A 22,837-nucleotide genomic window follows, 5' to 3' on the forward strand; every position below is an offset into this window, starting at 1 on the left:
AGCGGTTCCGTTGTCGTCAGCCACTACCGTCGAAGTCCTTTATCACGTCCATCACAACTGGCTCACCGGTTGGCTGCGGCGCAAACTCGGCTGCCCTGACAGCGCCGCGGATCTGGCCCAAGACACCTTCATGCGAGTGCTGACGGCACGGGAAACACCGCAAATCATCGAACCACGGGCGTTCCTCACCACCATCGCCAAGCGCGTGCTGTTCAATCATTACCGCCGCCAGGACCTGGAGCGCGCCTACCTCGATGCGCTGGCGCAGATGCCGGAAATCGTCGCACCGTCGGAGGAAGACCGGGCGATCATCCTGCAAACCCTGTTGGAACTCGACCAGTTGCTCGACGGTTTGCCGCGCCTGGTCAAACGCGCCTTTTTGCTGGCTCAGATTGATGGTTTGACGTACCCGCAGATTGCCGTCGAACTGGGCATTTCCATCGCCACGGTCAAACGGCACCTGAACAAAGCGGCGATGCGCTGCTACTTCGCGCTATGAACAGCCCTGGGGATTTTTCCTCTCAAGTCGCCGAACAGGCCGTGTACTGGTTGATGGAAATCCAGCAAGGTCCGTTGAGCCCGCGCCAGCAAATCGCCTGGCAACAATGGCTCGACGCCCATGGCGAACATCGACGGGCCTGGGAGCACATTCAGCGGGTCAATCAACGCTTGCGCGGCTTGTCTTCACCGCTGGCCCACGCCGCCGTTAACGCACCGAAATCCGCCGGCCGTCGTCAGGCGTTGAAGCTGTTGCTGATTCTCGGCGCGGGGTCGGCAGTCACTTGGGGCCTGCGTGAGCACAATCCGTTGACGCCGTTGCTGGCCGACTTCCGCAGCCCCATTGGCCAGCGACGCAAAGTACCGCTCGGCGATGGCAGTCAATTGCAACTCAACACCGCCAGTGCTGCCGATGTGCGAGTCGAAGGCCAGCAACGGCTGATCCGCCTGCTCGAAGGCGAGATACTGCTGACCGCCACCCAGGCGTTTCAGATACAGACCGCGCAAGGCCTGTTGAAAACCCAGGGTGGGCGACTGAACGTTCGGCAGTTTGCCGAACGCACTCACGTGGCGGTGTTCGAAGGCAGCGTCGAATTGAAGCCCGATGACGGCGCCCCGCTGCTGCTACAAACCGCCCGGCAGTTGAGCTTCGCCGCACGCGGTATCGGCACTCCCCTGCCACTGGACGCCAACAGCGGCGCCTGGGCCGATGGCATGTTGGTGGCCGCACACATGCGCCTGGGGGACTTCCTCGACGAACTCGGCCGCTATCGCCGCGGGCAACTCAATTGCGCCGCAAATGTTGCCGATCTACTGATCTCCGGGACTTATCCACTGGACGACAGCGAGCGGGTTCTTGATCTGCTGGAAATCAGTTTGCCGGTGAAGGTGAAGCGGTTTACGCGGTATTGGGTGACGGTTGAGGCGAGGGTCTGAATCTTGATCAACATACATAACCTGTGGCGAGGGAGCTTGCTCCCGTTGGGTTGCAAAGCAGCCCCAAAATTTGCCACCGGAGTTTTCCAGAAAGAATGCCTGCTTAGTTTACGACTGCTTCGCAGCCGAGCGGGAGCAAGCTCCCTCGCCACAAAAAGCAAAACGGTAAATCTGTAAAAATATTCGCCCAACGTGAGCCGTTTTTCAGATCTGGCGTGACAGAGAAGGAAAGCCCCCTTGATTCAACCTTCTCAGGATCACCCTCCATGCAACCCACCCGTCTCATTCCTCTGGCCCGCACCTTGCGCCAACTCTTGCTGGGCGCCAGCCTGGGCTTGGGCGCTCTGCCCCTGGTGCATGCCGCTGACGCCAAGCCGTACCACATCGCACCGTCTTCGCTGGAAAACGCACTCAACCAGTTTGGCCGTGAAGCCGGCGTGCTGATCTCCTTTGGCTCGCAAGTCACCAGCGGTGTGCAGAGTCGCGGCCTGGAAGGCAACTACACCGCCGAACAAGGCTTGAACGCCTTGCTCGAAGGCACCGGCCTGCAAGCCCGCGCCGAGGGCAACAATGCCTTCAGCCTGCAACCGGTGGGCAATGCGGCGCTGGAGCTGGACACCTCGAAAGTGGTCGGCGACTGGCTCGGCGATGCAGCGCAGACCAACGTCTTCGAACACCCCGGCGCTCGCGACGTGATCCGCCGCGAAGAGTTTGAACGCCAAGGCGCGACTCAAGCCCGGGACGTGCTCAACCGTATCCCGGGGATGAATGCGCCGGACAACAACGGCACCGGCAGCCATGACATGGCCCTGAACTTCGGCATTCGCGGGCTCAACCCACGACTGGCCTCCCGTTCGACGGTATTGATGGATGGCATTCCGGTGCCTTTCGCGCCTTATGGCCAGCCGCAGTTGTCGTTTGCGCCGATCAGCATGGGCAACATGGACGCAGTCGACGTGGTGCGCGGCGGCGGTGCGGTGCGCTACGGCCCGCAAAACGTCGGCGGCGTGGTCAACTTCGTGACCCGCGCCATTCCCGATGAGCCGACGGTCAAGGGCGGTTTCCAGAGCGAAACCAGTCCGTCGTCCAGCCACGATGGCTTCAAGACCACCGGCAACCTGCTGGCCGGCGGCACGGCCGACAACGGCCTGGGCGGCGCGATTCTGTACTCGGGCACCCGCGGTGGCGACTGGCGCGAACACAGCGACACCGAAATCGACGACCTGATCCTCAAAGGCAAATACCAGCTCGATGAGGCCAACAGCTTCAACGCCATGGCCCAGTACTACGAAGGCAAGGCGGACATGCCCGGCGGGCTGAACGTCGCCGATTACGACGCCAACCCTTACCAGTCGACCCGCCCGAAAGACCAGTTCTGGGGTCGCCGCACAATGTTCAACTTCGGCTATCGCTATCAGGAAGATCGCCGCGAGTTCACCGCCAATACGTTCTTCACCAAAACCCTGCGTAGCGGTTATCTGGACCAGGGCACGTTTCTCTCGCTGTCGCCACGCGAGTACTGGGTGCGCGGCCTGGAAACCCGTTTCGCCCAAGGCTTCGATCTCGGCCAAACCAGTCACGAAGTCGGCGTCGGCTATCGCTACATCAACGAGGCCGGCCACGAACTGCGCTACCGCACGCCGATCGCCAGCAACGAGCTCCCGACCACCAACAGCCGCAACGACCGCGACACACGGGGCGGTACCGAAGCCAATGCGTTCTTCGTCGACGACCGGATCGACATCGGCAAGTGGACGATCACACCGGGCATCCGCTACGAAATGATCGAGTCGCAGCAGACCAACAATCTGACCAATGTGAAATACAAGGGCGACTACAACACCGCCCTGCCCGCATTGAACGTGCTCTATCACCTGACCGACAGCTGGAACCTCTACGCCAACACCGAAGGCTCGTTCGGCAGCGTGCAATACAGTCAGATGCCCAACCGGGTGACCAGCGGTGAAGTCAAACCGGAGAAGGCCCGCACCTGGGAGCTGGGTACCCGTTACGACAACGGCGCGTTGCGTGCCGAGATTGGCGCGTTCCTGATCAACTTCGATAACCAGTATGAAAGCAATCAAACCAACGACTCGGTGATCGCCCGTGGCGAAACCCGTCATCAAGGTATCGAGACCAGCGTCAACTATGCCCTCGACGACTTGAGCCCGGCGCTGGCTGGTTTCGATGTGTACGCGACTTACGCCTATGTTGACGCGACCATCCGCGAAGACGGGCCGAACAAGGGCAATCGCGTGCCGTTCTCCTCGAAACACAAAGGCACGATCGGCGTCGGCTATACCGAAGGCGCCTGGAAACTGAATCTGGACAGTAGCTACCAGAGTGACCAGTTCGCCGACAACGCCAACACCTCTACAGAGAGCGCTGATGGCAGCACCGGCAGGATTCCGGGCTACATGTTGTTCAGCAGCCGCGCGGCGTATGACTTCGGGCCGAAACTGTCGGATTTGAATGTGGCGGTGGGGGTGAAGAACATCTTCAATCACCAGTACTTCACCCGCTCGTTCGATGACAACAACAAGGGCAAGTACGTGGGAGAACCGCGGACGGTGTATGTGCAGACGTCGGTGGCGTTTTGATTACTGAGGCCTGAGGTCGGACATTTTTGTGGCGAGGGGGCTTGCCCCCGTTCGGCTGCGCAGCAGTCGCAATATCTGCTATCCGGTTTTGCCTGACACGACTCTTGGGAATGGTTTTGGGACTGCTTCGCAGTCCAACGGGGGCAAGCCCCCTCGCCACAGAAAGCCCCTTCACCACAGCAAGTTCCTTTGCCGCAGGGGACCGGTGGACACTGAAACAAAAACGGGCCTGCAATCGCAGGCCCGTTTTAATCAGGAAGGTAAAAGGTGAATCAGGCCTCAGCCGTTGAGCGCAGCCTGTTCGTTCTCGAGAAACTCATCTTCAAGCAGTGCATCGGCATGGGCGCCCCTATCGAACGGAACCACCGCGGCGCGTGGTTTGCCGCGCAATTTGCCAAACATATGCTCCAGCGCATGTTCAAGTTTTTCGGCTGCCCCGTCGATCGCCAGTTCCAGGGAGGCGGCTTTATGGGTAACGGAAATCGGTTGGTGGCCTTTTGGCCGCGCTTCCAGCTGGCAGCGCATGTCATGGGGACCAGGCTTGTCGCCGTTCTCGTCCCGCAGATGGACCTCGACGCGGGTCAGGTCCTCTTCATAACGTTCGAGCGTGCTCTCAATGGTAGTACGTACCCACTCCTCCAGTCGTTTACTGCTTTGAATATGGTTATCGCTATTGACTTGGATTTGCATAGTTCTTCCCTTATTTCAGCTAGCTCGCAAGAGGCGCATCGGCTGGCCCTTGGGCGTCATCACCGCAACCTCTTGGTTACACAATCGGTGTGTGCGCGGAACATTTCAACCCCTAAAAAAAGATAAATATTCATACGCAAAAAAAGCCGGACAACGAGCAAAAGCACTGTTAATGTCGGGAGTTGGGTTGCCCCTCTCTTCACTCATAATTGCCCACATCTGCCCGTTCCCCCAGTGGGTGCTGGCTGCGAAAAACCCCTGCCTCTTCCACCAGCCAGTCATGCACCGCACGTACGCCCGGATGACTCAGCGCACCCGGCGCATAGAGCAGCACGTAGCGCTTGTGATTGGGCACCGCCAGGCCAAACGGCACGATCAGCGTGCCCCGTTCCAGCTCATCGTTAAGCAGCGTTCGCCGCGCAATCGCCACACCCATCCCGGCAATCGCCGCTTCGATGGTCAGGTGATTGCGGTTGAAGGTGTGCCCGCGCCGCACGTCCGCGCCTTCGAAGCCGATGGCATTGAGGTAAAACTCCCATTCCGCGTATTCGTAACTGCCGCGCCAGGCGGTAATGTCGTGCAACAACGGAAAGTGCATCAAGTCTGCCGGACCGTGCAGCGGCGGCCGCCCTCGCAACAGGCTCGGGGCGCACACCGGGAATATCTGTTCGTCGAGCAAGGTTGTGGATAACAACCCGGGATAGCTGCCGTCATTCAGATCGATCGCCAGGTCGAAATCACCCTCGTGCAGCGGCACGCTGCTGTCCTCCGCCACCAGGCGCAATTGAATGTCCGGGAAGCGCTGCTGCAAACGCGGCAAACGCGGGGTCAGCCATTTGCTCAGGAACGAGGGAATCGAACGCACCCGCAAAATCCCGCTGATCATTCCTGCATCCAGTCGTCGCAATTCTGCGTCGATGCTGCCGTAAGCCTCGTTGACGGTAATGGCCAGGCGCTGGCCTTGCGCACTCAACTCCACCCCACGGGCGCGACGGTGAAACAGGCGAAACCCCAGCCGCTCTTCCAGTTGCCGAATTTGCTGACTGACCGCACCCGGCGTGATGTGCAGTTCTTCGGCGCAACGGGTGAACGACAGGTGCCGCGCGGCACAGGAAAACACGTGCAGCCAGACGTAAGTCTGGGCGTGCAATTGACGACTCATCGTTTAGTCCTGCTAAAGGCTATCTTAGGAAGTTTCGTTGGTCACGTAGGACCGAGATAGGCAGTATCGCCGACATTGCGCTTGGCCTACAAAAATGGCGGCGATTTCTCTTCCATTGCTTGTATAGGCTTTAGCATGGCTATCAGTGTTTTCGATCTCTTCAAAGTCGGCATCGGTCCGTCCAGTTCCCACACAGTCGGCCCGATGCGCGCCGCAGCGACCTTTGCCCAAGCACTGATTGACCAGAATTTGCTGGTCGCCGTACGTCGGGTAGAAATCCGCCTTTATGGCTCGCTTTCCGCCACCGGCGTCGGCCATGCCACCGACCGCGCCTGTGTCATGGGCCTGATGGGCGAATGGCCGGACAGCATCGATCCGACCAGTATCGATTCGCGCATCCAGCACCTGCGGGAAACCGGCAAGCTGTCCCTGGCCGGCAAAGCGACCATCGCCTTCAACTGGCAGCACGATCTCCTGCTGCTCGACGAGAGCCTGCCCTACCACCCTAACGCCATGTCCCTGACAGCCTTCGGCGAAACCGGTGAGCTGTTCGAGCAGACGTACTACTCGGTGGGCGGCGGTTTCATCATCGAAGCGGCCGAAGCCGAGTCCGGCATTGCGCCGGCCAGCGACGTCGTGCTGCCGTACGATTTTTCCAGCGCCGCCGAATTGCTCAAGCTCTGCAAACAGCACGGTCTGCGGGTGTCCGAATTGATGATGGCCAATGAATTGGCCTGGCGCAGCGAAGCCGAAGTCCGTCAGGGCCTGTTGCACATCTGGTCGGTGATGCGCGAGTGCGTCGAGCAAGGCTTACGTCACGAAGGCATCCTGCCCGGCGGACTGAATGTTCCGCGCCGCGCCGCGAAATTGCATCGCAGCCTGTTGGAAATCGGCAAACCGAACGTCATCAGCTCCACCCTGTCGGCCATGGAGTGGGTGAACCTGTTCGCCCTCGCCGTGAACGAAGAAAACGCCGCGGGCGGACGGATGGTCACCGCGCCTACAAACGGGGCGGCGGGGATCATTCCGGCCGTGCTGCACTACTACATGAAATTCAACCCGGACGCGTCGGACGATGACGTCGTGGCGTTCTTTTTGGGTGCCGCCGCCGTAGGCATTCTCTGTAAGAAAAACGCCTCGATCTCCGGCGCCGAAGTCGGCTGCCAGGGTGAAGTCGGCTCGGCCTGTGCCATGGCCGCCGCCGGCTTGGCCGACGTGCTCGGCGCCACCCCGGAACAACTGGAAAACGCCGCTGAAATCGGCCTGGAACACAACCTCGGCCTGACCTGCGACCCGGTCGGCGGCCTGGTGCAAGTACCGTGCATCGAGCGCAACGCGATTGCCGCGGTGAAGGCGATCAACGCCACGCAAATGGCCCTGCGCGGCGACGGCAAACACTTCATTTCCCTGGACCGGGTGATCCGCACCATGCGCGATACCGGCGCCGATATGCACGACAAATACAAAGAAACTTCACGGGGCGGCCTGGCTGTTAGCTGGGTGGAGTGCTGAGGAGCATTTCCTGACCGTCCCGGCAGGCCGTTTGAAACGTAGCGAGCGAAGACAAGACAAGGCAAAAACAGGCGAGGAAGCGGAGTTTACTGGCTGTAAATGAGCATTCCGAGCCTGTTTTTAACGCAGGATTGTCGAGCGCAGTAGTTTCAAACGGTCTGCCCGCCGTGAGCCCGAGCAAAAACAATAACGAGGCGAAAACGATGACCGATGTACGTACACCTGCTGCCGATAATCCCGCTGTAGACCTCACACGCAGTAGCGAAATAACTCACAAAGGCTGGAGTAAACACGACACCACCTGGATGCTTGGCCTCTATGGCACAGCGATTGGCGCCGGCACGCTGTTTTTGCCGATCAACGCCGGTGTGGGTGGTTTCTGGCCGCTGCTGATCCTGGCAGTGCTGGCGTTTCCGATGACATTCTTTGCACACCGCGGTCTGACTCGTTTCGTGTTGTCCGGCCGTTCCGGGGACATCACCGAAGTGGTGGAAGAACACTTCGGCATCGGTGCCGGCAAACTGATCACGCTGCTGTATTTCTTTGCGATTTTCCCGATTCTGCTGGTGTACAGCGTGGCGCTGACCAATACCCTGAGCAGCCTCATGGAGCACCAGTTGCACATGACGCCACCGCCCCGGGCGATCCTGTCACTGGGGCTGATTCTCGGCCTGATGGCCATCGTCCGTTGTGGTCAGGGCGTCATCGTCAAATGCATGAGCGTGCTGGTTTACCCGTTCGTCGCAGCCTTGCTGCTGCTCGGTGTCAGCCTGATCCCGAACTGGAACGGCGCGTTCTTCGCCACCGCCAGCGAGGGCATGCCGCTGCCGCTGTTCTTCAAGACCTTGTGGCTGGCGATCCCGGTGATGGTGTTCTCGTTCAACCATTCGCCAATCATTTCCGCCTTCGCCGTCGATCAGAAGCAGCGTTACGGCAAGCAAGCCGAACGCAAAAGCAGCGGCATTCTGGCGATCGCTCACGCCATGATGGTCGTCACGGTTATGTTCTTTTGCTTCAGCTGCGTGCTGGCGTTGTCCCCGGCTGATTTGGCCGCGGCGAAGGCGCAGAACATTTCGATCCTGTCGTACCTGGCCAACCACTTCCAGACACCGGTCATCGCTTACGCCGCGCCGCTGATTGCGCTGGTGGCAATCACCAAATCCTTCCTGGGCCATTACATCGGCGCCAGCGAAGGCTTTCAGGGCCTGATCGTGAAAAGCCTGCGTGGCCGTGGTCGAGTCGTCTCTGCTGGTTGGCTGAACCGCCTCACTGCGCTGTTCATGATCCTCAGTTGCTGGGCCGTGGCGACCTTCAACCCGAGCATCCTGGGCATGATCGAAACCCTCGGCGGGCCGATCATCGCCTGCCTGTTGTTCCTGATGCCGATGTACGCCATCCGCCGTGTGCCGGCCTTGCGCCAGTACTCGGGCCAGGCCTCGAACGTGTTCGTGGTGTTGGTCGGTCTGATTGCACTGTCTGCGATCATCTATTCATTTATGCCCTGAAACGGGCAGGCAAAAAGAAGGCGGGCCAGAGTGCCCGCCGTTTTTTTGCCGTAAACATTGTCCGACAGTTTTTCCGGCATGCCCCTTGCTATCTCCCTTGTGCGGCACGGAAGAAAGCGCATGAACATGGAAGGCCGGTGGTCTGGTATTGCGAACTAATCCCGATCATGGCCGTCAACAACTGCACGTTCAATCAGGCGGTGACGCATTATGGACAACCCTTTTCAGCTCATTACCGATGCCTTTGCAGCGGATTATCAAATCAACCTGAGCATCCAGGGCCTGGACGGCAGCATCATGCTGACCCTCTCCAACGCTGGCCGCGTGGTGGCCAAACGGATGATCAGCGCCGAACAACGCAATGACCCCAAGCGCCTCAAACGCCTGGTACAAAGCATTCAGTTCGGCATCGCCATCGAACAGGGTGAATGTGCCGTGGCCATCCTCGAAGCCATGACCGACGGCGACAACCGTAAGCTGCCGCCGCCACAGGCCAAAGCCCGGCCCCGACCTGAAATCGGGTTTTAAAGCTCGCCCTTCTCCACTTCAGGATGCTCACCGGAACCCGCACCGATCTTGCGCTGCGGGTGTTCGATCTTCACCGAAGGAAATTGCGACGAAGCGTAACGCACCACCAGAATCGAAAACGCCAGCAGCAGGATCCCGCCGCACAGGTAGATGATCCCCAGATCCGGTGGATTGTGGTGCGAGACGTTGGAGATCAGCAGCCGTGTCAGCGCGGTGATCGCCACGTAGATCAGGAACCGCACCGGCATGTGGTTGGTCTTGAAGTAAATCCCGACCATCGCCCCCAGTTCCAGGTAGATGAACAGCAACAGGATGTCATCGATCTTGATATGCCCCTGTTCCAGCATCCCGATGAACTCCATGACCGCCGCCCAGGCAGTCACCGCACCGATGGCGAACAGCGCCAGGTAGTGGAAGGTCTCGACGAACAGGTTGCCCAGGGACTCGGCCAGTTGGTGCACGTTCTGCCGCAGGTTCTCGGCCCAGTTGATTTTCACGATGATTGTTCCTTAGCTCGGTTCGAGCGGATGATGCGGGTTGGACGTGACGGTTGTTCTGCATGCAGAAAAAAGGCCAGGGGTTGCCTGCCACATGATGGCGAGGTGCTTTAAAACACGCTCCGTGGCGTTTGGTCGCACCCGTCCCGTTCACCTGACAAACCCCGAATCCGGTCTACATTAAAAAGCCACTACCCAAAGCGCAGGGATTCGCTTATCCTTTTCGCTGTATATAGATACAGTAGTCGCAAAGACAACTAAATGTGAAGGCATGTGAGGTGGTGAATGGCCGTCGAAGTGGTATACCGCAGCAGCCGAGATCTGGAGCGCTTGTTCATGGATAAAGCCGAAGCTGACCGTCATGACAAAATGCTCGAACTGGCCGAATTGCTGGCTGAAGTGTTGCAAAAAGCCGTTCCGTCCCTGACCGAGCAGCAAGTGGAAGAAGCCGGGATCTACATGGCGAAAAATCGCGATGTGTTCGCCAAGGCGTTCAAGAGCCAGCCGGACGCACTGTCCGAACTGCTGAATGCGCCAGCTGAAGTCGCTGAAAAAGCTGCACCTGTTGAAGTCGCTGCACCTGTTGAAGTAGCGCCCGCTGAGCCGACCAAGCCAGCCAAAGCCGCCAAGACGCCGAAGTAAGCAATGCCCGAATTGAATAGGCCCTGAGTCCAATGGCTCAGGGCCTTTTTCATGCCCGCAAAACGTCAGGCCTCGGGTTGTTCCAGCGCCGTCACCAGCGCCTTGAAGAACCGCGCCGCCTCGCCGCCCGTCACTACGCGGTGATCGAAGGTCAGGGACAGCGGCAGGATCGGATGCACCGCCACTGCGCCCTCGACCGCCACCGGTTCATCGCGGATCGCCCCGGCGGCAAGGATCGCCACTTGCGGTGGCACCACCACCGGGTTGGCGTAGCGGCCGAACAAGGTGCCGAAATTCGACAGGGTCAGGGTCGCGCCCATCATCTCCTTGGGCGGAATCGAGCGCGCCTGCACATCGGCGCGCAGGCGCATCACACCTTCTTTCAAGTCCGCCGACGAGCGATTGCCGACATCGCGCAGCACCGGCACGAACAAGCCGTCCGGTGTATCCACGGCAATGCCCAGGTCGAGCCGTTCGTGTTGTTTGAGCGACAGGGTTTTACCGTCGAAGGCGCTGTTGAGTACCGGCTCCACCACGCAGGCCGCCGCCATGGCCTTGGCCAGACGAATCAGTGGTTCTCGCGCCTGCCCCCAGCGATGCAGATCGGCATCGCCGAAAATCGTCACCGGCACCACTTCGGCATGGGACCTGGCCATGTTCAACGCCATGCTGCGTCGCACACCGCGCAGCTTCTCACCGCCGAAACGTTCACGTTCCATCTGGGCTGCGCTTTCCACATCGCTGCGGGTGATCTGGCCGTCCTGGCCGGTGCCGACCAAGGCGCTCAGTTCAACGCCCAGTTGCCGCGCCAATTGACGCACCGCCGGCGTGGCGCGGTTCGCCAGGTATTCGCGGGTCGAAGGTGCGGTGCCGATAAAAAACGCATCCTCCTGATTCGTGCCGCCGCCCTCAAGCCATCCGACCACGGTGCCCGCGTCCGCTTCGCCTTCGTAACCGAGCAACGGCTCACCCACATGCAGGATGTCGCCTTCGCCGCCGAAGGTTTTCGCCACCACGCCGTCGTAGGGCGCGGGAATGTCCACCAGCGCCTTGGCGGTTTCCACCGACACCAGCAATTGGTCAGCCTTGACGGTATCGCCGACCTTCACATGCCAACGGACGATTTCCGCTTCCTGCAAGCCTTCGCCCAGATCCGGCAGTTTGAAGTATTTCATCGCAACCTCCTCGGCCTCTGGCGTTTCTTCAAGGGCTTCTTCAGGCGTGGCGCAGCACGGTGTTACAGGCGTGAAGAATGTCCTCGACGCCAGGCATATACAGCGATTCCAGTCGATACAGCGGTGGCGGGATGTCCGGCGCGGTGACTCGCTGGATCGGTGCCTGCAACTCCAGCAACACCCGTTCGTAGAGACTGGCGGCGATTTCCGCGCCGACCCCGCAGGAGCGCGGCGCCTCATGCACGATCACGCAGCGACCGGTCTTGCGCACCGAGGCCTCCATTGTGTCGAGGTCCAACGGTTTGATACTGGCGACATCGATTACTTCCGCCGAGATGCCCTGCTCGGCCAGTTGCGTGGCGGCTTGCAGGGTTTCCATCACACTGGCGCCCCAACTGATCAAGGTGATGTCGCTGCCTTCGCGCAGGGTGAAACAGCTGTCCAGCGGCAGGCGTTTACCGTCGTCCAGCAACGGTTGCGGGTTCATGCGATAGAGTCGGGTCGGTTCGAGAAAGATCACCGGGTCTGGGTCGTCGATGGCCGCGAGCAACAAACCATAGGCCCGGGCCGGCGAGGACGGGATCACCACCCGCAACCCCGGAATGTGCGCGAACAGGGCTTCGGTGCTTTCGCTGTGATGTTCCGGCGCGCGAATCCCTGCGCCCATCGGCGAGCGCAGCACTATCGGGCAAGTGAGCCGCCCGCGCGTGCGATTGCGCATGCGGCTGGCGTGGGACACCAGGTGCTCCATGGTGGCGTAGATAAACCCCATGAACTGGATTTCCACCACCGGTTTCAAGCCTTGGGCCGCCATGCCCACTACCAGCCCGCCGAGCATGGTTTCGGCCAGCGGTGAGTCGATCACCCGCTTGAAACCAAAGCTGTCGCGCAGGCCCAGCGTGGCGCGAAACACACCACCGTTCACCCCGACGTCTTCACCGAGGACGATAACGTTCTCGTCTTCGCGCATGGCCCGATGCAACGCCAGATTCACCGCCTCCAGCAGCGTTACCTTACCGTTACTCATGGCCCGAACCTCCCGTCCGGCGCGCCACCCGTTCGAGGAAGTCTTCACGCTGCTCGGCCAGGGCTTGTGGCCACTGGGCGTAGACATGATCGATCACTGATGCCGGCGCCTGCAGGCCCGCCGCTTCGAAGTTATCCACAGCAACCTGCACCAACCCCTGGCATTCTCTGATCAGCGCCTGCTCGCGGCTTTCATCCCACACGCCCTGCCCGACCATGAAACGCTGCAGACGTTTGATCGGTTCTTCGAGCCAGGCTTGCTTGACCTCGTCCGCCGAGCGGTAGCGTGTGGCATCGTCGGCCGTGGTGTGATCGCCGAGGCGATAGCTCAGGCATTCGAGCAACACCGGGCCTTTGCCGTGGCGCGCCCGTTCGAGGGCCGCTTGCACGCGGTCATACACGGCGAGGATGTCGTTGCCATCGACTTGCTCACCGTGGAACCCGGCGCCAATGGCTTTCTGCGCCAACGTAGGAGCGCCGCACTGAATTCGTCGCGGTACCGAGATCGCCCATTGGTTGTTGTTGACCATGAACACCACCGGCAACTGCCAGGCGCCAGCGACATTGAGGGCCTCGAGAAAATCACCTTTGCTGGTGCCGCCATCGCCGCAAGTGGTGACGGCGACCCGATGCTCGCCACGGATCTTGAATGCGCTGGCGACGCCGCAGGCATGCAGGGCCTGGGTGGCGATCGGCACACAGATCGGGAAATCCTGCGCCACCGCCGGGTCGACAAAGTCGCTGCCACGCTCATCGCCACCCCAATACAACAGGATTTCTTCCATGCGCACGCCACGCATCAGCTGCACGGCGGTGTCGCGGTAATACGGGATCAGCACGTCTTCGGCGTGCATCAGGCTGCCGACCGCAACGCCAATGGCTTCCTGGCCCAGGGTCGGCGCGTAGGTACCGATGCGCCCGGTGCGTTGCAGGGCGACGGCTTTCTGGTCGAAAAGGCGGGTCAGAACCATCTGCCGATACAGGCGCGTCAACAGATTGAAGTCGTCGGCCCAGGCAGGAAGATCGCAGAGCACCTGGCCGTCAGGGGATAAAAAACGGGTGTAGGGCAGCTCAACCTTGTGAAGCATCACAGGGCTCCTGGCACGCGGGGTCGGCGTGCGATTGTCAGGCCCGGCGTTTGTGGCGCAGGGCTTGGGGAGCAAGTTGGCCGGATAAGCACTCACTCCTTTATCGATTCAAACTTTTATCGGTACAGCACTTTCTCCGCCAACTCATCCGCGACCCTGGCCGGAGAGCGTTTTTCCGCCTGGGCATGGGCGAAGACTTCGGTCAGCCGTGAACTGATTTTCGACAGGTGCGCGGTGATGGTCGTCAGCTCTTCCCCACGGTGTTTGAGCGACACGTAGATCAGTCCGCCGGCGTTGATCACGTAATCCGGCGCATACAGAATGCCCCGGCGTTCCAGCTGATCGGCGACTTCCAGATGGGTCAGTTGGTTGTTTGCCGAACCTGCGACCGCCGAGCAGCGCAACTGCGTCACGCTGGTCCTGTTAAGCACACCGCCCAAGCCACAAGGCGCGAGAATGTCGCAAGGGGTGCTGAGCAGCGCTTCGTTGGCGATCGGATGAGCGCCCAACTGCTCCATGGCCAGTTGTACTTTGCCGTGATCGATGTCGCTGACCAGCAGCTCGGCGCCAGCCGCGTGCAGCTGTTCGGCCAGGGCATAACCAACATTGCCCAGGCCTTGAACGGCAATGCGCAGCCCTTCCAGATTATCGCTGCCCAAACGGGCCATGGCGGTGCTGCGAATGCCGGCGAATACGCCCATGGCGGCATGCGGTGCTGGGTCACCCGCAGCGGTGGTGCTGGTGACGAATTGCGTATGTTGGGCGATGCAGTCCATGTCCGCCACCGAGGTGCCGGCGTCGATGGCGGTGATGTAGCGACCGTCGAGCTGATTGATCCAGCGCCCGAACGCTTCGAATACAGCGGCGCGGTTTTCCACATGGGCCGGGCGAATAATCACCGCAACGCCACCACCCTGAGCCAGGCCAGCCAGGGCCGCCTTGTAACTCATGCCTTGGGCGAGGCGCACAGCATCCTCGATCGCGGATTCATCGCTGGGGTAGGCAAGGTAACGACACCCGCCCAAGGCAGGTCCCAGGCGGCTGTTATGGATGGCAATCACCGCCTTCAACCCGGTGACCGGATCGACGCTCAGGTGCAGCGATTCAAGGCGAGTGCTTTGCATGAGAGCGAACATCGTAGGGCTCCCGAATCACTTCTTGTAGTCGCCAGTATAGGCTTGCGCACAAAAATTGCAGAAGCGCACAGGAATAAGCAGCGCCGCTTTAAAGGTTTTCGGACATAACCTGCTACAGCCTGTGTTCAGCACTGGACGAAAGCCTGCGACGGGGCTAAAACGAGGCATTGCCCGGAGATTTTGATGACCCCGCGCCAACGCTTTTTCGACTGTCTGCAACGATCACCGCCCGCGCTGTTCGAGGCGGCGTTGTGGATCGCCGCCGAACACGATAAAGAGCTGAATCCCGAAGCTGTGCTGGCGGACTTCAAGGACTTGCAACAGCGGGTCAGCTACGGATTACCGATGCTGCCGGTAAATGAGTTGGCGCAACCGTTGTTGCGGCGCATGAATGACCTGGGGTTCGCCCAGGACGACTTCACGCCCTTGCGCCCGCAAGTGGCATTGCTCCATAAAGTACTGGAACGCCGGCGCGGTCAGCCGCTGGCGCTGGGCCTGATTGCGCTGGAACTGGCCAGAAGGCTGGAGATTCCCATGGTCGGGGTCAACTTCCCCGGGCATTTCCTGCTGCGGGTGCAAGGCGCCGATCACCTGCTCGACCCGTGCGGCGGGCGCCGGCTGTACCCCAACGATTGCCGTGAACTGCTGCAACGCCAGTACGGCCCGAACATGCAGCTCAGCGCCGAGCATTTGCAGACCGCCGAACCTGCGCAGATGCTGCAACGGCTGTCACGCAACCTGCGCCAGTTGTACCTCACGAACGATGACTACATCGACGCCCTGATCGACGCCGAGCGCGTGCTGGAGCTGGGCAACGCCAACGCCTCCGACTACCTGGCCCGGGCCAGCCTCTATCAACGGCTGGATTGCCCGAATGCCGAGCGTTTTGACCTGGAACACGCGCTGCTGCTCTGCGACGACCCGATCCAGCGGATTCGCCTGACTGAACGGTTGGGGCATTTGCCGCCCAATTCGGTTGTGCATTAAAAGCAAAAGATCAAAAGATCGTCCGAAGGCTCGGGCCGCGTTCGGACGATCTTTTGATCTTGCCTTACGGGGTGTCCGGCTGATTCGCCGGGTGCGCCTTGACGAATGCCGGATGCTGCGCCGCCAACGCTGCCACTCGACGAATTCGCGGGTAAGCGTCCAGAGCAATATTGAAGCGCTCGGCCGCATACAGCTGCGGGATCAAATAAACATCCGCCAGCCCTGGCTGATCGCCGAAGCAATAACCGGCGTCACCGATCAACTGCTCCACCGTCGCCAACCCTTGGCTGATCCAGTGACCGATCCACTCGACCACTTGCGCCTCATCGTGCCCCAACTGCCGCAGCTTATTGAGCACGCTGACGTTATGCAGCGGGTGAACATCGCAGCCGATCACCGCCGCCACGCCACGCTCGTGGGCGCGGGCGGCGAGGTCTTTGGACAGCAGCGGCACCTGTGGATAACGTTCCTCCAGGTACTCGATGATCGCCGGTGACTGAATCAGCAATTCACCTTCGTCGGTGCGCAAGGCCGGCACCCGGCCTTGCGGGTTGATGCCCAGATACGCCGGCTGGCGATGTTCGCCCCCCTGCGGCGCGATCAGGTTGATCGGCAATGCCTGGTAATCCAGCCCCTTCAACGCCAGCGCAATGCGCACCCGGAAAGACGAGGTCGAACGGTAATAGGTATAGAGTTCCATGGGCCGATCCTCTTAGCGCGCCGGCAGCACTTTGCCGCGGCATTCGCCGAAACCGATGGAAGCAAAACCCTCACGGCTGCAACGTGCCCGCAGGATGATTTCGTCGCCATCCTCGAGGAATTTACGCACCTCACCCGAGGCCAGTTCGATCGGTTTTTTACCGCCCTCGGTGATTTCCAGCAGGCTGCCGAACTGACCGCTTTCAGGGCCGGACAGCGTGCCCGAACCGAACAGGTCGCCGGCCTGCAACTGGCAGCCGTTGACGCTGTGATGCGCCACCATCTGCGCAACGGTCCAGTACATGTGTTGGGTATTGCTGAGGGTCAGGCGATGGGCCGGCAGATTCTGTTCTCGCATCGATTCGGTCAGCAGCAGCACTTCGAGTTCGATGTCGAAGGCACCGGCCGCCTGATCGCGTTTGTCGAACAGGTAAGGCAGCGGCTGCGGGTCGCCTTCAGGGCGCGCCGGCTGCGCACGACGGAACGGTTCCAGCGCTTCGGCCGTCACCACCCACGGCGAAATGCTGGTGATGAAACTCTTGGACAGGAACGGCCCCAGCGGCTGGTATTCCCAGGCCTGGATATCCCGCGCCGACCAATCGTTGAGCAGGCAGAAACCGGCGATGTGATCGGCGGCGTCACCGATAGCAATCGAGTCGCCCATTGCGTTGCCCTGGCCGATCCAGATGCCCAATTCCAGCTCGTAGTCCAGACGGGCGCACGGGCCAAACGTCGGCTCGGTCTGGCCGGCCGGCAGGGTCTGGCCTTTCGGTCGACGCACGTCGGTGCCGGACGGACGAATGGTCGAGGCGCGGCCGTGGTAACCGATCGGCACGTACTTGTAGTTCGGCAGCAACGGGTTGTCCGGGCGGAACAGTTTGCCGACATTCTGCGCGTGCTCGATGCCGACGTAGAAGTCGGTGTAGTCGTTGATCTTCGCCGGCAGGTGCATCTGGCAATCCGCCGCCAGTGGCAGCAGTTTTGCGCCTTGGGCTTCGATCTTGCCATGCAGGGTGCTGCCTTCTTTAAACAACTCGATCAAGCGTTCACGCAGGGCGACGCGTGCCTCGCGACCCAGCTCGAAAAACGCATTCAGCTGGCCGCCACGGGTGGCTTCGACGGCGGTCCGCGCGGCACCGTCGTCGAACAGCCCGGCATCGAGTGCCGCGCCCAGATCAAAGATATGGTCGCCGATCGCCACGCCACTGCGCGGCGCGCCGCCCTTCACGCTGAACACGCCCAGCGGCAGGTTTTGCAACGGGAAATCCGCGTGGCCGTTGGCGGAGGCAACCCAGCTACGAGTGATGGAAGTCTGAGTCATGGGTTATCTCCGGGTCGGGTCGAAAGTGGCGGGCAGCGAGGCCCAGCAGGCGTCGTAATTGTTTTGCAGTTGCGGGCAATCCAGGGCGAATCGGCTCGGGCGCAGCACCTGGCTGGTCTCGAACATGAAAGCCATGGTGTTGTCGATTTTAGCCGGCGCCAGTTCAGCGTTGATTGCCTTGGTGCAGGTCTCGCCATCGGGGCCGTGGGCGCTCATGCAGCTGTGCAACGAGGCGCCGCCCGGCACGAAACCTTCGGCCTTGGCGTCGTACTCACCCTTGATCAGGCCCATGTATTCGTTCATCAGGTTGCGGTGGAACCACGGGGGACGGAAGGTTTTCTCGGCCACCATCCAGCGTGGCGGGAAGATCACGAAGTCGAGGTTGGCCAGACCGTGCACGCTGGTCGGGGAGGTCAGGACGGTGAAAATCGACGGATCCGGATGATCGAAGCTCACCGTGCCGATGGTGTTGAAGCGACGCAGGTCATATTTGTACGGCACGTTATTGCCGTGCCAGGCGACCACGTTCAGCGGCGAATGATCAAGCTCGCAGCCCCACAACTGGCCGAGGAATTTCTGCACCAGGGTGGTCGGTTGCTTGAGGTTTTCGTAATGCGCCACCGGGGTCAGGAAATCGCGGGGGTTGGCCAGGCCGTTGCTGCCGATCGGCCCCAGATCCGGCAGGCGCAGTGGAGCGCCATGGTTTTCGGCCACGTAGCCCCGCGCTTGCGGGTCGAGCAGTTCGATGCGGAATTTCAGCCCGCGCGGCAGCACGGCGATTTCCAGCGGTTCCAGCTCCAGCACGCCCAGTTCGGTGGCGATGCGCAGGCGGCCCAGTTCCGGTACCAGCAGCAGTTCGCCGTCGGCGTTGAAGAACACCCGCTCCATGGAACGGTTGGCGCGGTAGTTATAAATGCTGATCCCGGCCGGTTTATCCGCGCCCGAATTGGCGGCCATGCTCACCAGCCCGTCGATGAAATCGGTGGGCTCGGTCGGGATGTCCAAGGGGTTCCAGCGCAGGCGATTGGGGGTCACTTCACCCAACGGACCACCGGCCAGTTGCCGATCCAGTTTGACGAATGCCGGGTGATTGGCCGACGGCTGAATGCGGTACATCCAGGTCCGGCGTGCTTCGCTGCGGGCCATGGTGAACGCGGTGCCGGAGAACAGTTCGGTGTACAGGCCGTAAGGAGCTTTTTGCGGGGAGTTCTGGCCGACAGGCAGTGCGCCGGGCAACGCTTCGCTGCTGAATTCGTTGCCAAAGCCTGACTGATAAGCCAGCGCTGGCGCCGTTGAATCGAGGTTCATGGAGCCTCCTGAACGGGAGTAGGCAATGGCCAATTGCTCTGCGATGAGGTATTGGCACGCCCGGGTTATTTTTATCGTAATCCAATTACGCATAACGTAATTTGATTGGTATTGACCGTCAAGCTATAAAGACGCCCATTCGTCCCGGGATCAGACCGCCTTCATGGAAACGCCGCGCAACAACGATAAACAGAAAGTCCGCTCGGCCGAGGTCGGTACTGACATCCTCAAGGCCCTCGCCGAGCTGTCGCCCTCGACCTCTTTGTCGCGCCTGGCCGAACACGTGCAGATGCCGGCGAGCAAGGTTCACCGTTATCTCCAGGCGCTGATCGCCAGCGGTTTTGCCGAGCAGAACACCGCCACCAACCATTACGGCCTCGGTCGTGAAGCGCTTAGGGTCGGCCTGGCTGCTCTGAACAGTATGGACGTGCTGAAAGTCGCCGCCCTGCCCTTGGCCGAACTGCGCGATGATCTGAACGAAACCTGTTTTTTGGCGGTGTGGGGTAATCAGGGCGCGACGGTCGTGCACATCGAGCCGGCGGTGCGGTCGGTGACGGTGGTCACGCAATTGGGCTCGGTATTGCCGTTGCTCAGTTCATCCACTGGCCTGGTATTTGGCGCTTACCTACCAAAGCGGGAAACCGTGGACTTGCGCGATCAGGAACTTCACGACGCCACTGGACACGTCTTGGCGGACGATCAGACCTATGCGGCCTTATGCGAACAGATCCGCGTACGCGGCCTGCATCATGTGCATGGGTTGCTAATGCCGGGTGTGGATGCGTTGTCGGCACCGGTATTCAACGCAGCAGGGAACGTAGCGGCGGTCATGACCATCGTCGGTCCGACCTCACTGTTTCACGCTGACGAAAACGGTCCGGCGGCGCAGCGATTGCTGGCAGCGACGCGGGCCGTGAGTTGGCGGATGGGGTATCAGCCCGCCGATGTCAGTCGCTGAATCAGACGCGATACCTGTGCTCAGCCATTGTCCTTACCCGATCGTGGTTTTGCTCGTGATGCTCTCTGGGTCGTCGAGAACCTCCTGAATGACCTCCAGCGCCCGCTCATGCAATCGAGGCTGCCCGGATATTTCGGCAAACATTTTTTCCACGGTATACACATCACCCAGCAGACCGATCAGGTCTTTCTGCAACTTGGTAACCTGCGACAGTCCTCGAACTCCCTTAGCCAGGGAGGCCAACTCAATCACCGCCTTGACGTAATGCTTCAGGGCCTTGGTCCGATTGCCCTCGGTATAGGCATGAACACCTTGCACCAGATTCTGAGTAAACAAGGCGACGCTCAATGCGATACCGACGGGGGCATAGACAATAGAGATGACACTCACTGCCGAAACGACGGCGCTGTTCACCAGGCTGATGATGATCTCTTCAAGACTTTGCGTTTTCTCGTCGACGTCAGAGATGACCTTGGTCAACACGTCGTAATAGCACCAATACAAATCCGTGACCCGACTGTTCTTCTCCAATATTGGCGCCTCGGTGAAGTTGGCGACCTGCTCGAGATCCGTCAGGTAAGTACCGACCTGCGGCTGGTATTTCCCAAATGCCCGATTATAGAAGTAATCACCGAGGCCACGGGTTTTCACCGCACTCACGAAATCCTTGAACGGCCGCAGCTCACGTCCATCCGGTGCATCCGGGGTATACAGATATTCCTCGATCTTCCCGGCAACGTGCAGCCTGAAAACGAACGCACCGACAATCAGGTGCCCCTTGAGATGGAGTTTGAACAAAGCACTGTGTCGCACGTTGGCAGGCGATTCGCCCACAGGCCAGTCCGGTTGCGGAGAGTCAAACGCCGTGACAACTTTCATCAACTCATCGAAGTGCTCCCGAACCAGACGGCCTGTGAATAGCGCCTGCAGGATTGCCACACTCATCTGGCGCTGCATGATCCCCGTGTATAACCGCTGCTTGAAAAAGCCTTTGGGACGGTCGATGTGCGTTGCACGCAACATGTCGATGTACTTTTCACCCGGGCGCAACGTTCGCGACCAAGCGGCAATGTCGTGAATGGAGAGTTTGGTGAGGGGTGGATGGTCAGTGGCCTCCGTGAAACGCGGGACGCCATCCCGGGCCGCGTTGTCAGAATAAAAATGTACCTCGTCGGCGATCAGTCGGGTCAGGGTTATCTGTTGACCCCGTTCGTATTCCACGAAAATCCGGTCAGGGTTGATAGCGACTTTTTCACCTCTGGACAGCAGAACTTCTTCAATCTGCTGTTTGATCAGTTGATGGCAAAAACGCTCATAACTGATGAACCCGCCTTCACGCACTTCAATGGTTTTCATTGCCCGCAGTTCACAGTTCATCCGGGTGAGGTGCTGGCGCTGCTGCTGTGTAGCGGTCCGATAACCATAGGGGGTGTGGCTTTCTTCCTGGGCCACGAGCCAGGCCCGATGATTGAAAACAACGGAGTTCAGCACTTCGGCCCCAGTGTAAGGGGTAGGCGCAAGAGCCACGCCACGCCACAGATTGGGCAGTTTGGAAATCTGGTTCATGTAACCGCTGATGGCCTCACGATCCAGCGCGTGGGAATGCCATAGCAGATAGTCGCTCCCCTCGGACGTTGCCGTCCAACCACCGATTTCAAAGCTCAATTGCCTAAGGGAGGGCAATTGATACCAATCCTGACCGCCAGGCGAATCGGGAGCATACAGCAGCCAGTCGTCCAGGCTGGGGCTGCGGCTGCCAATGGCAACCAGTTCCAGGAGTGGGCGAGTATCGTCACGCAGCTGTAAGGGCGCGATCACCAGGTTCGCATTCCCGTCCACCGCCTGTTGCACCCGTTGGAGACTGGTGTCGTCGAGATGCCCCTGTAGCTTCGCGCCAAAGGCACTCAGCAACAATTGATCCCGGGTGATACGGACCATGGTGGTGACCACCTCACTGCGCTGGAACACAGACCGGTATGCAGCACCGTAGGCGGCACGCACGTCTTCGTTCATCACTTCCTCCAACCATTGCTGGTTTAATCCGGAAGGAAGACTTTCACCTTCAAACGTGATCGATCCCCGCCGCCCCTCCTCGTGCAGGCCACACAGCAGCAAATCCGTCAGAGAACGCCTGTCTTCTTGCGTGATTCGCTTCCCGGCCACATCGAAGACGTAACGGCTGATGGTCATCAGGTTGTCGGGGTCCAGCGTGCTGCCAAGCTCCAACTGCAACAGTTGGCTGGCCACATTTTTTGCGTAAGCCTGCACACTGGCATGACTTCCCAGTTGTTTGTCCAGATCGGCTTGACTTGCGATTAACTGTTGTTCCAGCTCGCCAAAGTGCAGTTGTTCATTAACGCTGGCACGCTCAAGCCATTGCGGACGACTGCCGACATCAATAGGCAGATATTTATTCATCATATTCATTTTGTTGCCCTTGGTGTTTTGAATAACGTAGAAAAATTTACGTCAGCAAAAGTAGTCCAAGACAACAACACACCAAAGCAGTTAAGCAATACCAACTATTTACAACTTAAACCCAATGTAACACCGAAACTTCCATAGCAAT

General features: G+C 60.0%; 19 protein-coding genes and 1 pseudogene. 9 read left to right on the plus strand and 11 right to left on the minus strand.

Translation table 11 applies throughout. The features are described from left to right. Positions 1-10: 10 nt before the first annotated feature. The 3 genes from LOY36_RS23580 (at position 11) to fecA (ending at position 4,034) form a co-directional block, all read left to right on the plus strand. Positions 11-499 carry a sigma-70 family RNA polymerase sigma factor gene (locus LOY36_RS23580; RefSeq protein ID WP_258671126.1) on the plus strand — a complete coding sequence of 163 codons (489 nt, stop codon included), beginning with the start codon at positions 11-13 and terminating at the stop codon, positions 497-499. Then, positions 496-1,434 (plus strand): FecR domain-containing protein, encoded by a 939-nt coding sequence (locus tag LOY36_RS23585; RefSeq protein WP_258671127.1) that lies wholly within the window; start codon positions 496-498, stop codon positions 1,432-1,434. Before LOY36_RS23580 ends, LOY36_RS23585 begins: the two co-directional genes overlap by 4 nt. A gap of 266 nt (positions 1,435-1,700) precedes the next feature. Beyond that, positions 1,701-4,034, plus strand: coding sequence for a TonB-dependent Fe(3+) dicitrate receptor FecA (gene fecA / locus LOY36_RS23590; protein WP_258671128.1), 2,334 nt, complete (start codon positions 1,701-1,703; stop codon positions 4,032-4,034). Positions 4,035-4,313: 279 nt separating this feature from the next. Here the strand turns inward: fecA and LOY36_RS23595 are convergent, their stop codons facing one another. Together LOY36_RS23595 and LOY36_RS23600 are read right to left on the minus strand one after the other, a co-directional pair. Continuing rightward, positions 4,314-4,724, minus strand: coding sequence for an HPF/RaiA family ribosome-associated protein (locus LOY36_RS23595; RefSeq protein ID WP_007936360.1), 411 nt, complete (start codon positions 4,722-4,724; stop codon positions 4,314-4,316). Between the two features lie 199 nt (positions 4,725-4,923). After that, the gene (locus LOY36_RS23600; protein WP_258671129.1) at positions 4,924-5,886 is read right to left on the minus strand and encodes a LysR substrate-binding domain-containing protein; all 963 of its coding nucleotides are present in this window, start codon (positions 5,884-5,886) and stop codon (positions 4,924-4,926) included. Positions 5,887-6,021: 135 nt separating this feature from the next. Between LOY36_RS23600 and LOY36_RS23605 the strand changes: the two genes are divergently transcribed. The 3 genes from LOY36_RS23605 (at position 6,022) to LOY36_RS23615 (ending at position 9,431) form a co-directional block, all read left to right on the plus strand. Continuing rightward, positions 6,022-7,398, plus strand: coding sequence for an L-serine ammonia-lyase (locus LOY36_RS23605; RefSeq protein ID WP_258671130.1), 1,377 nt, complete (start codon positions 6,022-6,024; stop codon positions 7,396-7,398). Between the two features lie 203 nt (positions 7,399-7,601). Further along, on the plus strand, positions 7,602-8,903 hold the full coding sequence (locus LOY36_RS23610; protein WP_258671131.1) for a serine/threonine transporter: 1,302 nt from the start codon (positions 7,602-7,604) through the stop codon (positions 8,901-8,903). A gap of 210 nt (positions 8,904-9,113) precedes the next feature. Beyond that, a complete protein-coding gene (locus LOY36_RS23615; RefSeq protein ID WP_019581133.1) occupies positions 9,114-9,431 on the plus strand; it encodes a DUF3509 domain-containing protein in 318 nt (105 codons plus the stop codon). Here LOY36_RS23615 and LOY36_RS23620 read toward each other — a convergent pair. Continuing rightward, positions 9,428-9,928: a phosphate-starvation-inducible protein PsiE gene (locus LOY36_RS23620; protein WP_018927152.1), complete on the minus strand. Its 501-nt coding sequence runs from the start codon at positions 9,926-9,928 to the stop codon at positions 9,428-9,430. The genes LOY36_RS23615 and LOY36_RS23620 overlap by 4 nt on opposite strands. Positions 9,929-10,213: 285 nt before the next feature. Between LOY36_RS23620 and LOY36_RS23625 the strand changes: the two are divergent. Then, positions 10,214-10,468 (plus strand): annotated as a pseudogene (locus LOY36_RS23625) (YebG family protein); the annotation flags it as partial. A gap of 167 nt (positions 10,469-10,635) precedes the next feature. Here LOY36_RS23625 and LOY36_RS23630 read toward each other — a convergent pair. From LOY36_RS23630 to LOY36_RS23645, 4 genes are all read right to left on the minus strand, one after another. Beyond that, complete coding sequence (locus LOY36_RS23630; RefSeq protein ID WP_258671132.1) at positions 10,636-11,745, minus strand: dihydrolipoamide acetyltransferase family protein; 1,110 nt, start codon at positions 11,743-11,745, stop codon at positions 10,636-10,638. 40 nt (positions 11,746-11,785) lie between these two features. Then, positions 11,786-12,772, minus strand: coding sequence for an alpha-ketoacid dehydrogenase subunit beta (locus tag LOY36_RS23635; protein ID WP_258671133.1), 987 nt, complete (start codon positions 12,770-12,772; stop codon positions 11,786-11,788). Beyond that, positions 12,765-13,859 (minus strand): pyruvate dehydrogenase (acetyl-transferring) E1 component subunit alpha, encoded by a 1,095-nt coding sequence (gene pdhA / locus LOY36_RS23640; protein WP_258671134.1) that lies wholly within the window; start codon positions 13,857-13,859, stop codon positions 12,765-12,767. The genes LOY36_RS23635 and pdhA overlap by 8 nt, the downstream gene beginning before the upstream one ends. A gap of 116 nt (positions 13,860-13,975) precedes the next feature. Beyond that, positions 13,976-14,995, minus strand: a complete 1,020-nt coding sequence (locus LOY36_RS23645; protein ID WP_018927157.1) for a Glu/Leu/Phe/Val dehydrogenase dimerization domain-containing protein — start codon at positions 14,993-14,995, stop codon at positions 13,976-13,978. A 183-nt stretch (positions 14,996-15,178) separates the two neighbouring features. Here LOY36_RS23645 and LOY36_RS23650 point away from each other — a divergent pair, with 183 nt between their 5' ends. Continuing rightward, positions 15,179-15,982, plus strand: a complete 804-nt coding sequence (locus LOY36_RS23650; RefSeq protein WP_258671135.1) for a SirB1 family protein — start codon at positions 15,179-15,181, stop codon at positions 15,980-15,982. A gap of 64 nt (positions 15,983-16,046) precedes the next feature. Here the strand turns inward: LOY36_RS23650 and maiA are convergent, their stop codons facing one another. From maiA to hmgA, 3 genes are read right to left on the minus strand one after another with little or no spacing between them, the layout of a single operon-like run. Next, the gene (gene maiA / locus LOY36_RS23655) at positions 16,047-16,682 is read right to left on the minus strand and encodes a maleylacetoacetate isomerase (RefSeq protein WP_258671136.1); all 636 of its coding nucleotides are present in this window, start codon (positions 16,680-16,682) and stop codon (positions 16,047-16,049) included. A gap of 12 nt (positions 16,683-16,694) precedes the next feature. Beyond that, on the minus strand, positions 16,695-18,002 hold the full coding sequence (gene fahA / locus LOY36_RS23660; RefSeq protein WP_007936384.1) for a fumarylacetoacetase: 1,308 nt from the start codon (positions 18,000-18,002) through the stop codon (positions 16,695-16,697). A gap of 3 nt (positions 18,003-18,005) precedes the next feature. Continuing rightward, positions 18,006-19,310: a homogentisate 1,2-dioxygenase gene (hmgA, locus tag LOY36_RS23665; RefSeq protein WP_258671137.1), complete on the minus strand. Its 1,305-nt coding sequence runs from the start codon at positions 19,308-19,310 to the stop codon at positions 18,006-18,008. Between the two features lie 163 nt (positions 19,311-19,473). Between hmgA and LOY36_RS23670 the strand changes: the two genes are divergently transcribed. Beyond that, positions 19,474-20,268 (plus strand): IclR family transcriptional regulator, encoded by a 795-nt coding sequence (locus LOY36_RS23670; protein ID WP_258671138.1) that lies wholly within the window; start codon positions 19,474-19,476, stop codon positions 20,266-20,268. A gap of 33 nt (positions 20,269-20,301) precedes the next feature. On the opposite strand, the gene LOY36_RS23675 is transcribed toward LOY36_RS23670, so the two are convergent. Beyond that, positions 20,302-22,695 carry a dermonecrotic toxin domain-containing protein gene (locus LOY36_RS23675; RefSeq protein WP_258671139.1) on the minus strand — a complete coding sequence of 798 codons (2,394 nt, stop codon included), beginning with the start codon at positions 22,693-22,695 and terminating at the stop codon, positions 20,302-20,304. Positions 22,696-22,837 lie beyond the last annotated feature (142 nt).

Source organism: Pseudomonas sp. B21-019, from assembly GCF_024749225.1.
In the GTDB taxonomy this organism is placed as follows: Bacteria; Pseudomonadota; Gammaproteobacteria; order Pseudomonadales; family Pseudomonadaceae; genus Aquipseudomonas.

Excerpts from the sequence above, each read along its gene's own strand:
- LOY36_RS23585 (WP_258671127.1), top strand. The coding sequence starts at position 496 with ATGAACAGCCCTGGGGATTTTTCCTCTCAAGTCGCCGAACAGGCCGTG.
- fecA (WP_258671128.1), top strand. The coding sequence starts at position 1,701 with ATGCAACCCACCCGTCTCATTCCTCTGGCCCGCACCTTGCGCCAACTC.
- LOY36_RS23595 (WP_007936360.1), bottom strand. The coding sequence starts at position 4,724 with ATGCAAATCCAAGTCAATAGCGATAACCATATTCAAAGCAGTAAACGA.
- LOY36_RS23600 (WP_258671129.1), bottom strand. The coding sequence starts at position 5,886 with ATGAGTCGTCAATTGCACGCCCAGACTTACGTCTGGCTGCACGTGTTT.
- LOY36_RS23605 (WP_258671130.1), top strand. The coding sequence starts at position 6,022 with ATGGCTATCAGTGTTTTCGATCTCTTCAAAGTCGGCATCGGTCCGTCC.
- LOY36_RS23610 (WP_258671131.1), top strand. The coding sequence starts at position 7,602 with ATGACCGATGTACGTACACCTGCTGCCGATAATCCCGCTGTAGACCTC.
- LOY36_RS23615 (WP_019581133.1), top strand. The coding sequence starts at position 9,114 with ATGGACAACCCTTTTCAGCTCATTACCGATGCCTTTGCAGCGGATTAT.
- LOY36_RS23630 (WP_258671132.1), bottom strand. The coding sequence starts at position 11,745 with ATGAAATACTTCAAACTGCCGGATCTGGGCGAAGGCTTGCAGGAAGCG.
- LOY36_RS23635 (WP_258671133.1), bottom strand. The coding sequence starts at position 12,772 with ATGAGTAACGGTAAGGTAACGCTGCTGGAGGCGGTGAATCTGGCGTTG.
- pdhA (WP_258671134.1), bottom strand. The coding sequence starts at position 13,859 with ATGCTTCACAAGGTTGAGCTGCCCTACACCCGTTTTTTATCCCCTGAC.
- LOY36_RS23645 (WP_018927157.1), bottom strand. The coding sequence starts at position 14,995 with ATGTTCGCTCTCATGCAAAGCACTCGCCTTGAATCGCTGCACCTGAGC.
- LOY36_RS23650 (WP_258671135.1), top strand. The coding sequence starts at position 15,179 with ATGACCCCGCGCCAACGCTTTTTCGACTGTCTGCAACGATCACCGCCC.
- maiA (WP_258671136.1), bottom strand. The coding sequence starts at position 16,682 with ATGGAACTCTATACCTATTACCGTTCGACCTCGTCTTTCCGGGTGCGC.
- fahA (WP_007936384.1), bottom strand. The coding sequence starts at position 18,002 with ATGACTCAGACTTCCATCACTCGTAGCTGGGTTGCCTCCGCCAACGGC.
- hmgA (WP_258671137.1), bottom strand. The coding sequence starts at position 19,310 with ATGAACCTCGATTCAACGGCGCCAGCGCTGGCTTATCAGTCAGGCTTT.
- LOY36_RS23670 (WP_258671138.1), top strand. The coding sequence starts at position 19,474 with ATGGAAACGCCGCGCAACAACGATAAACAGAAAGTCCGCTCGGCCGAG.
- LOY36_RS23675 (WP_258671139.1), bottom strand. The coding sequence starts at position 22,695 with ATGAATATGATGAATAAATATCTGCCTATTGATGTCGGCAGTCGTCCG.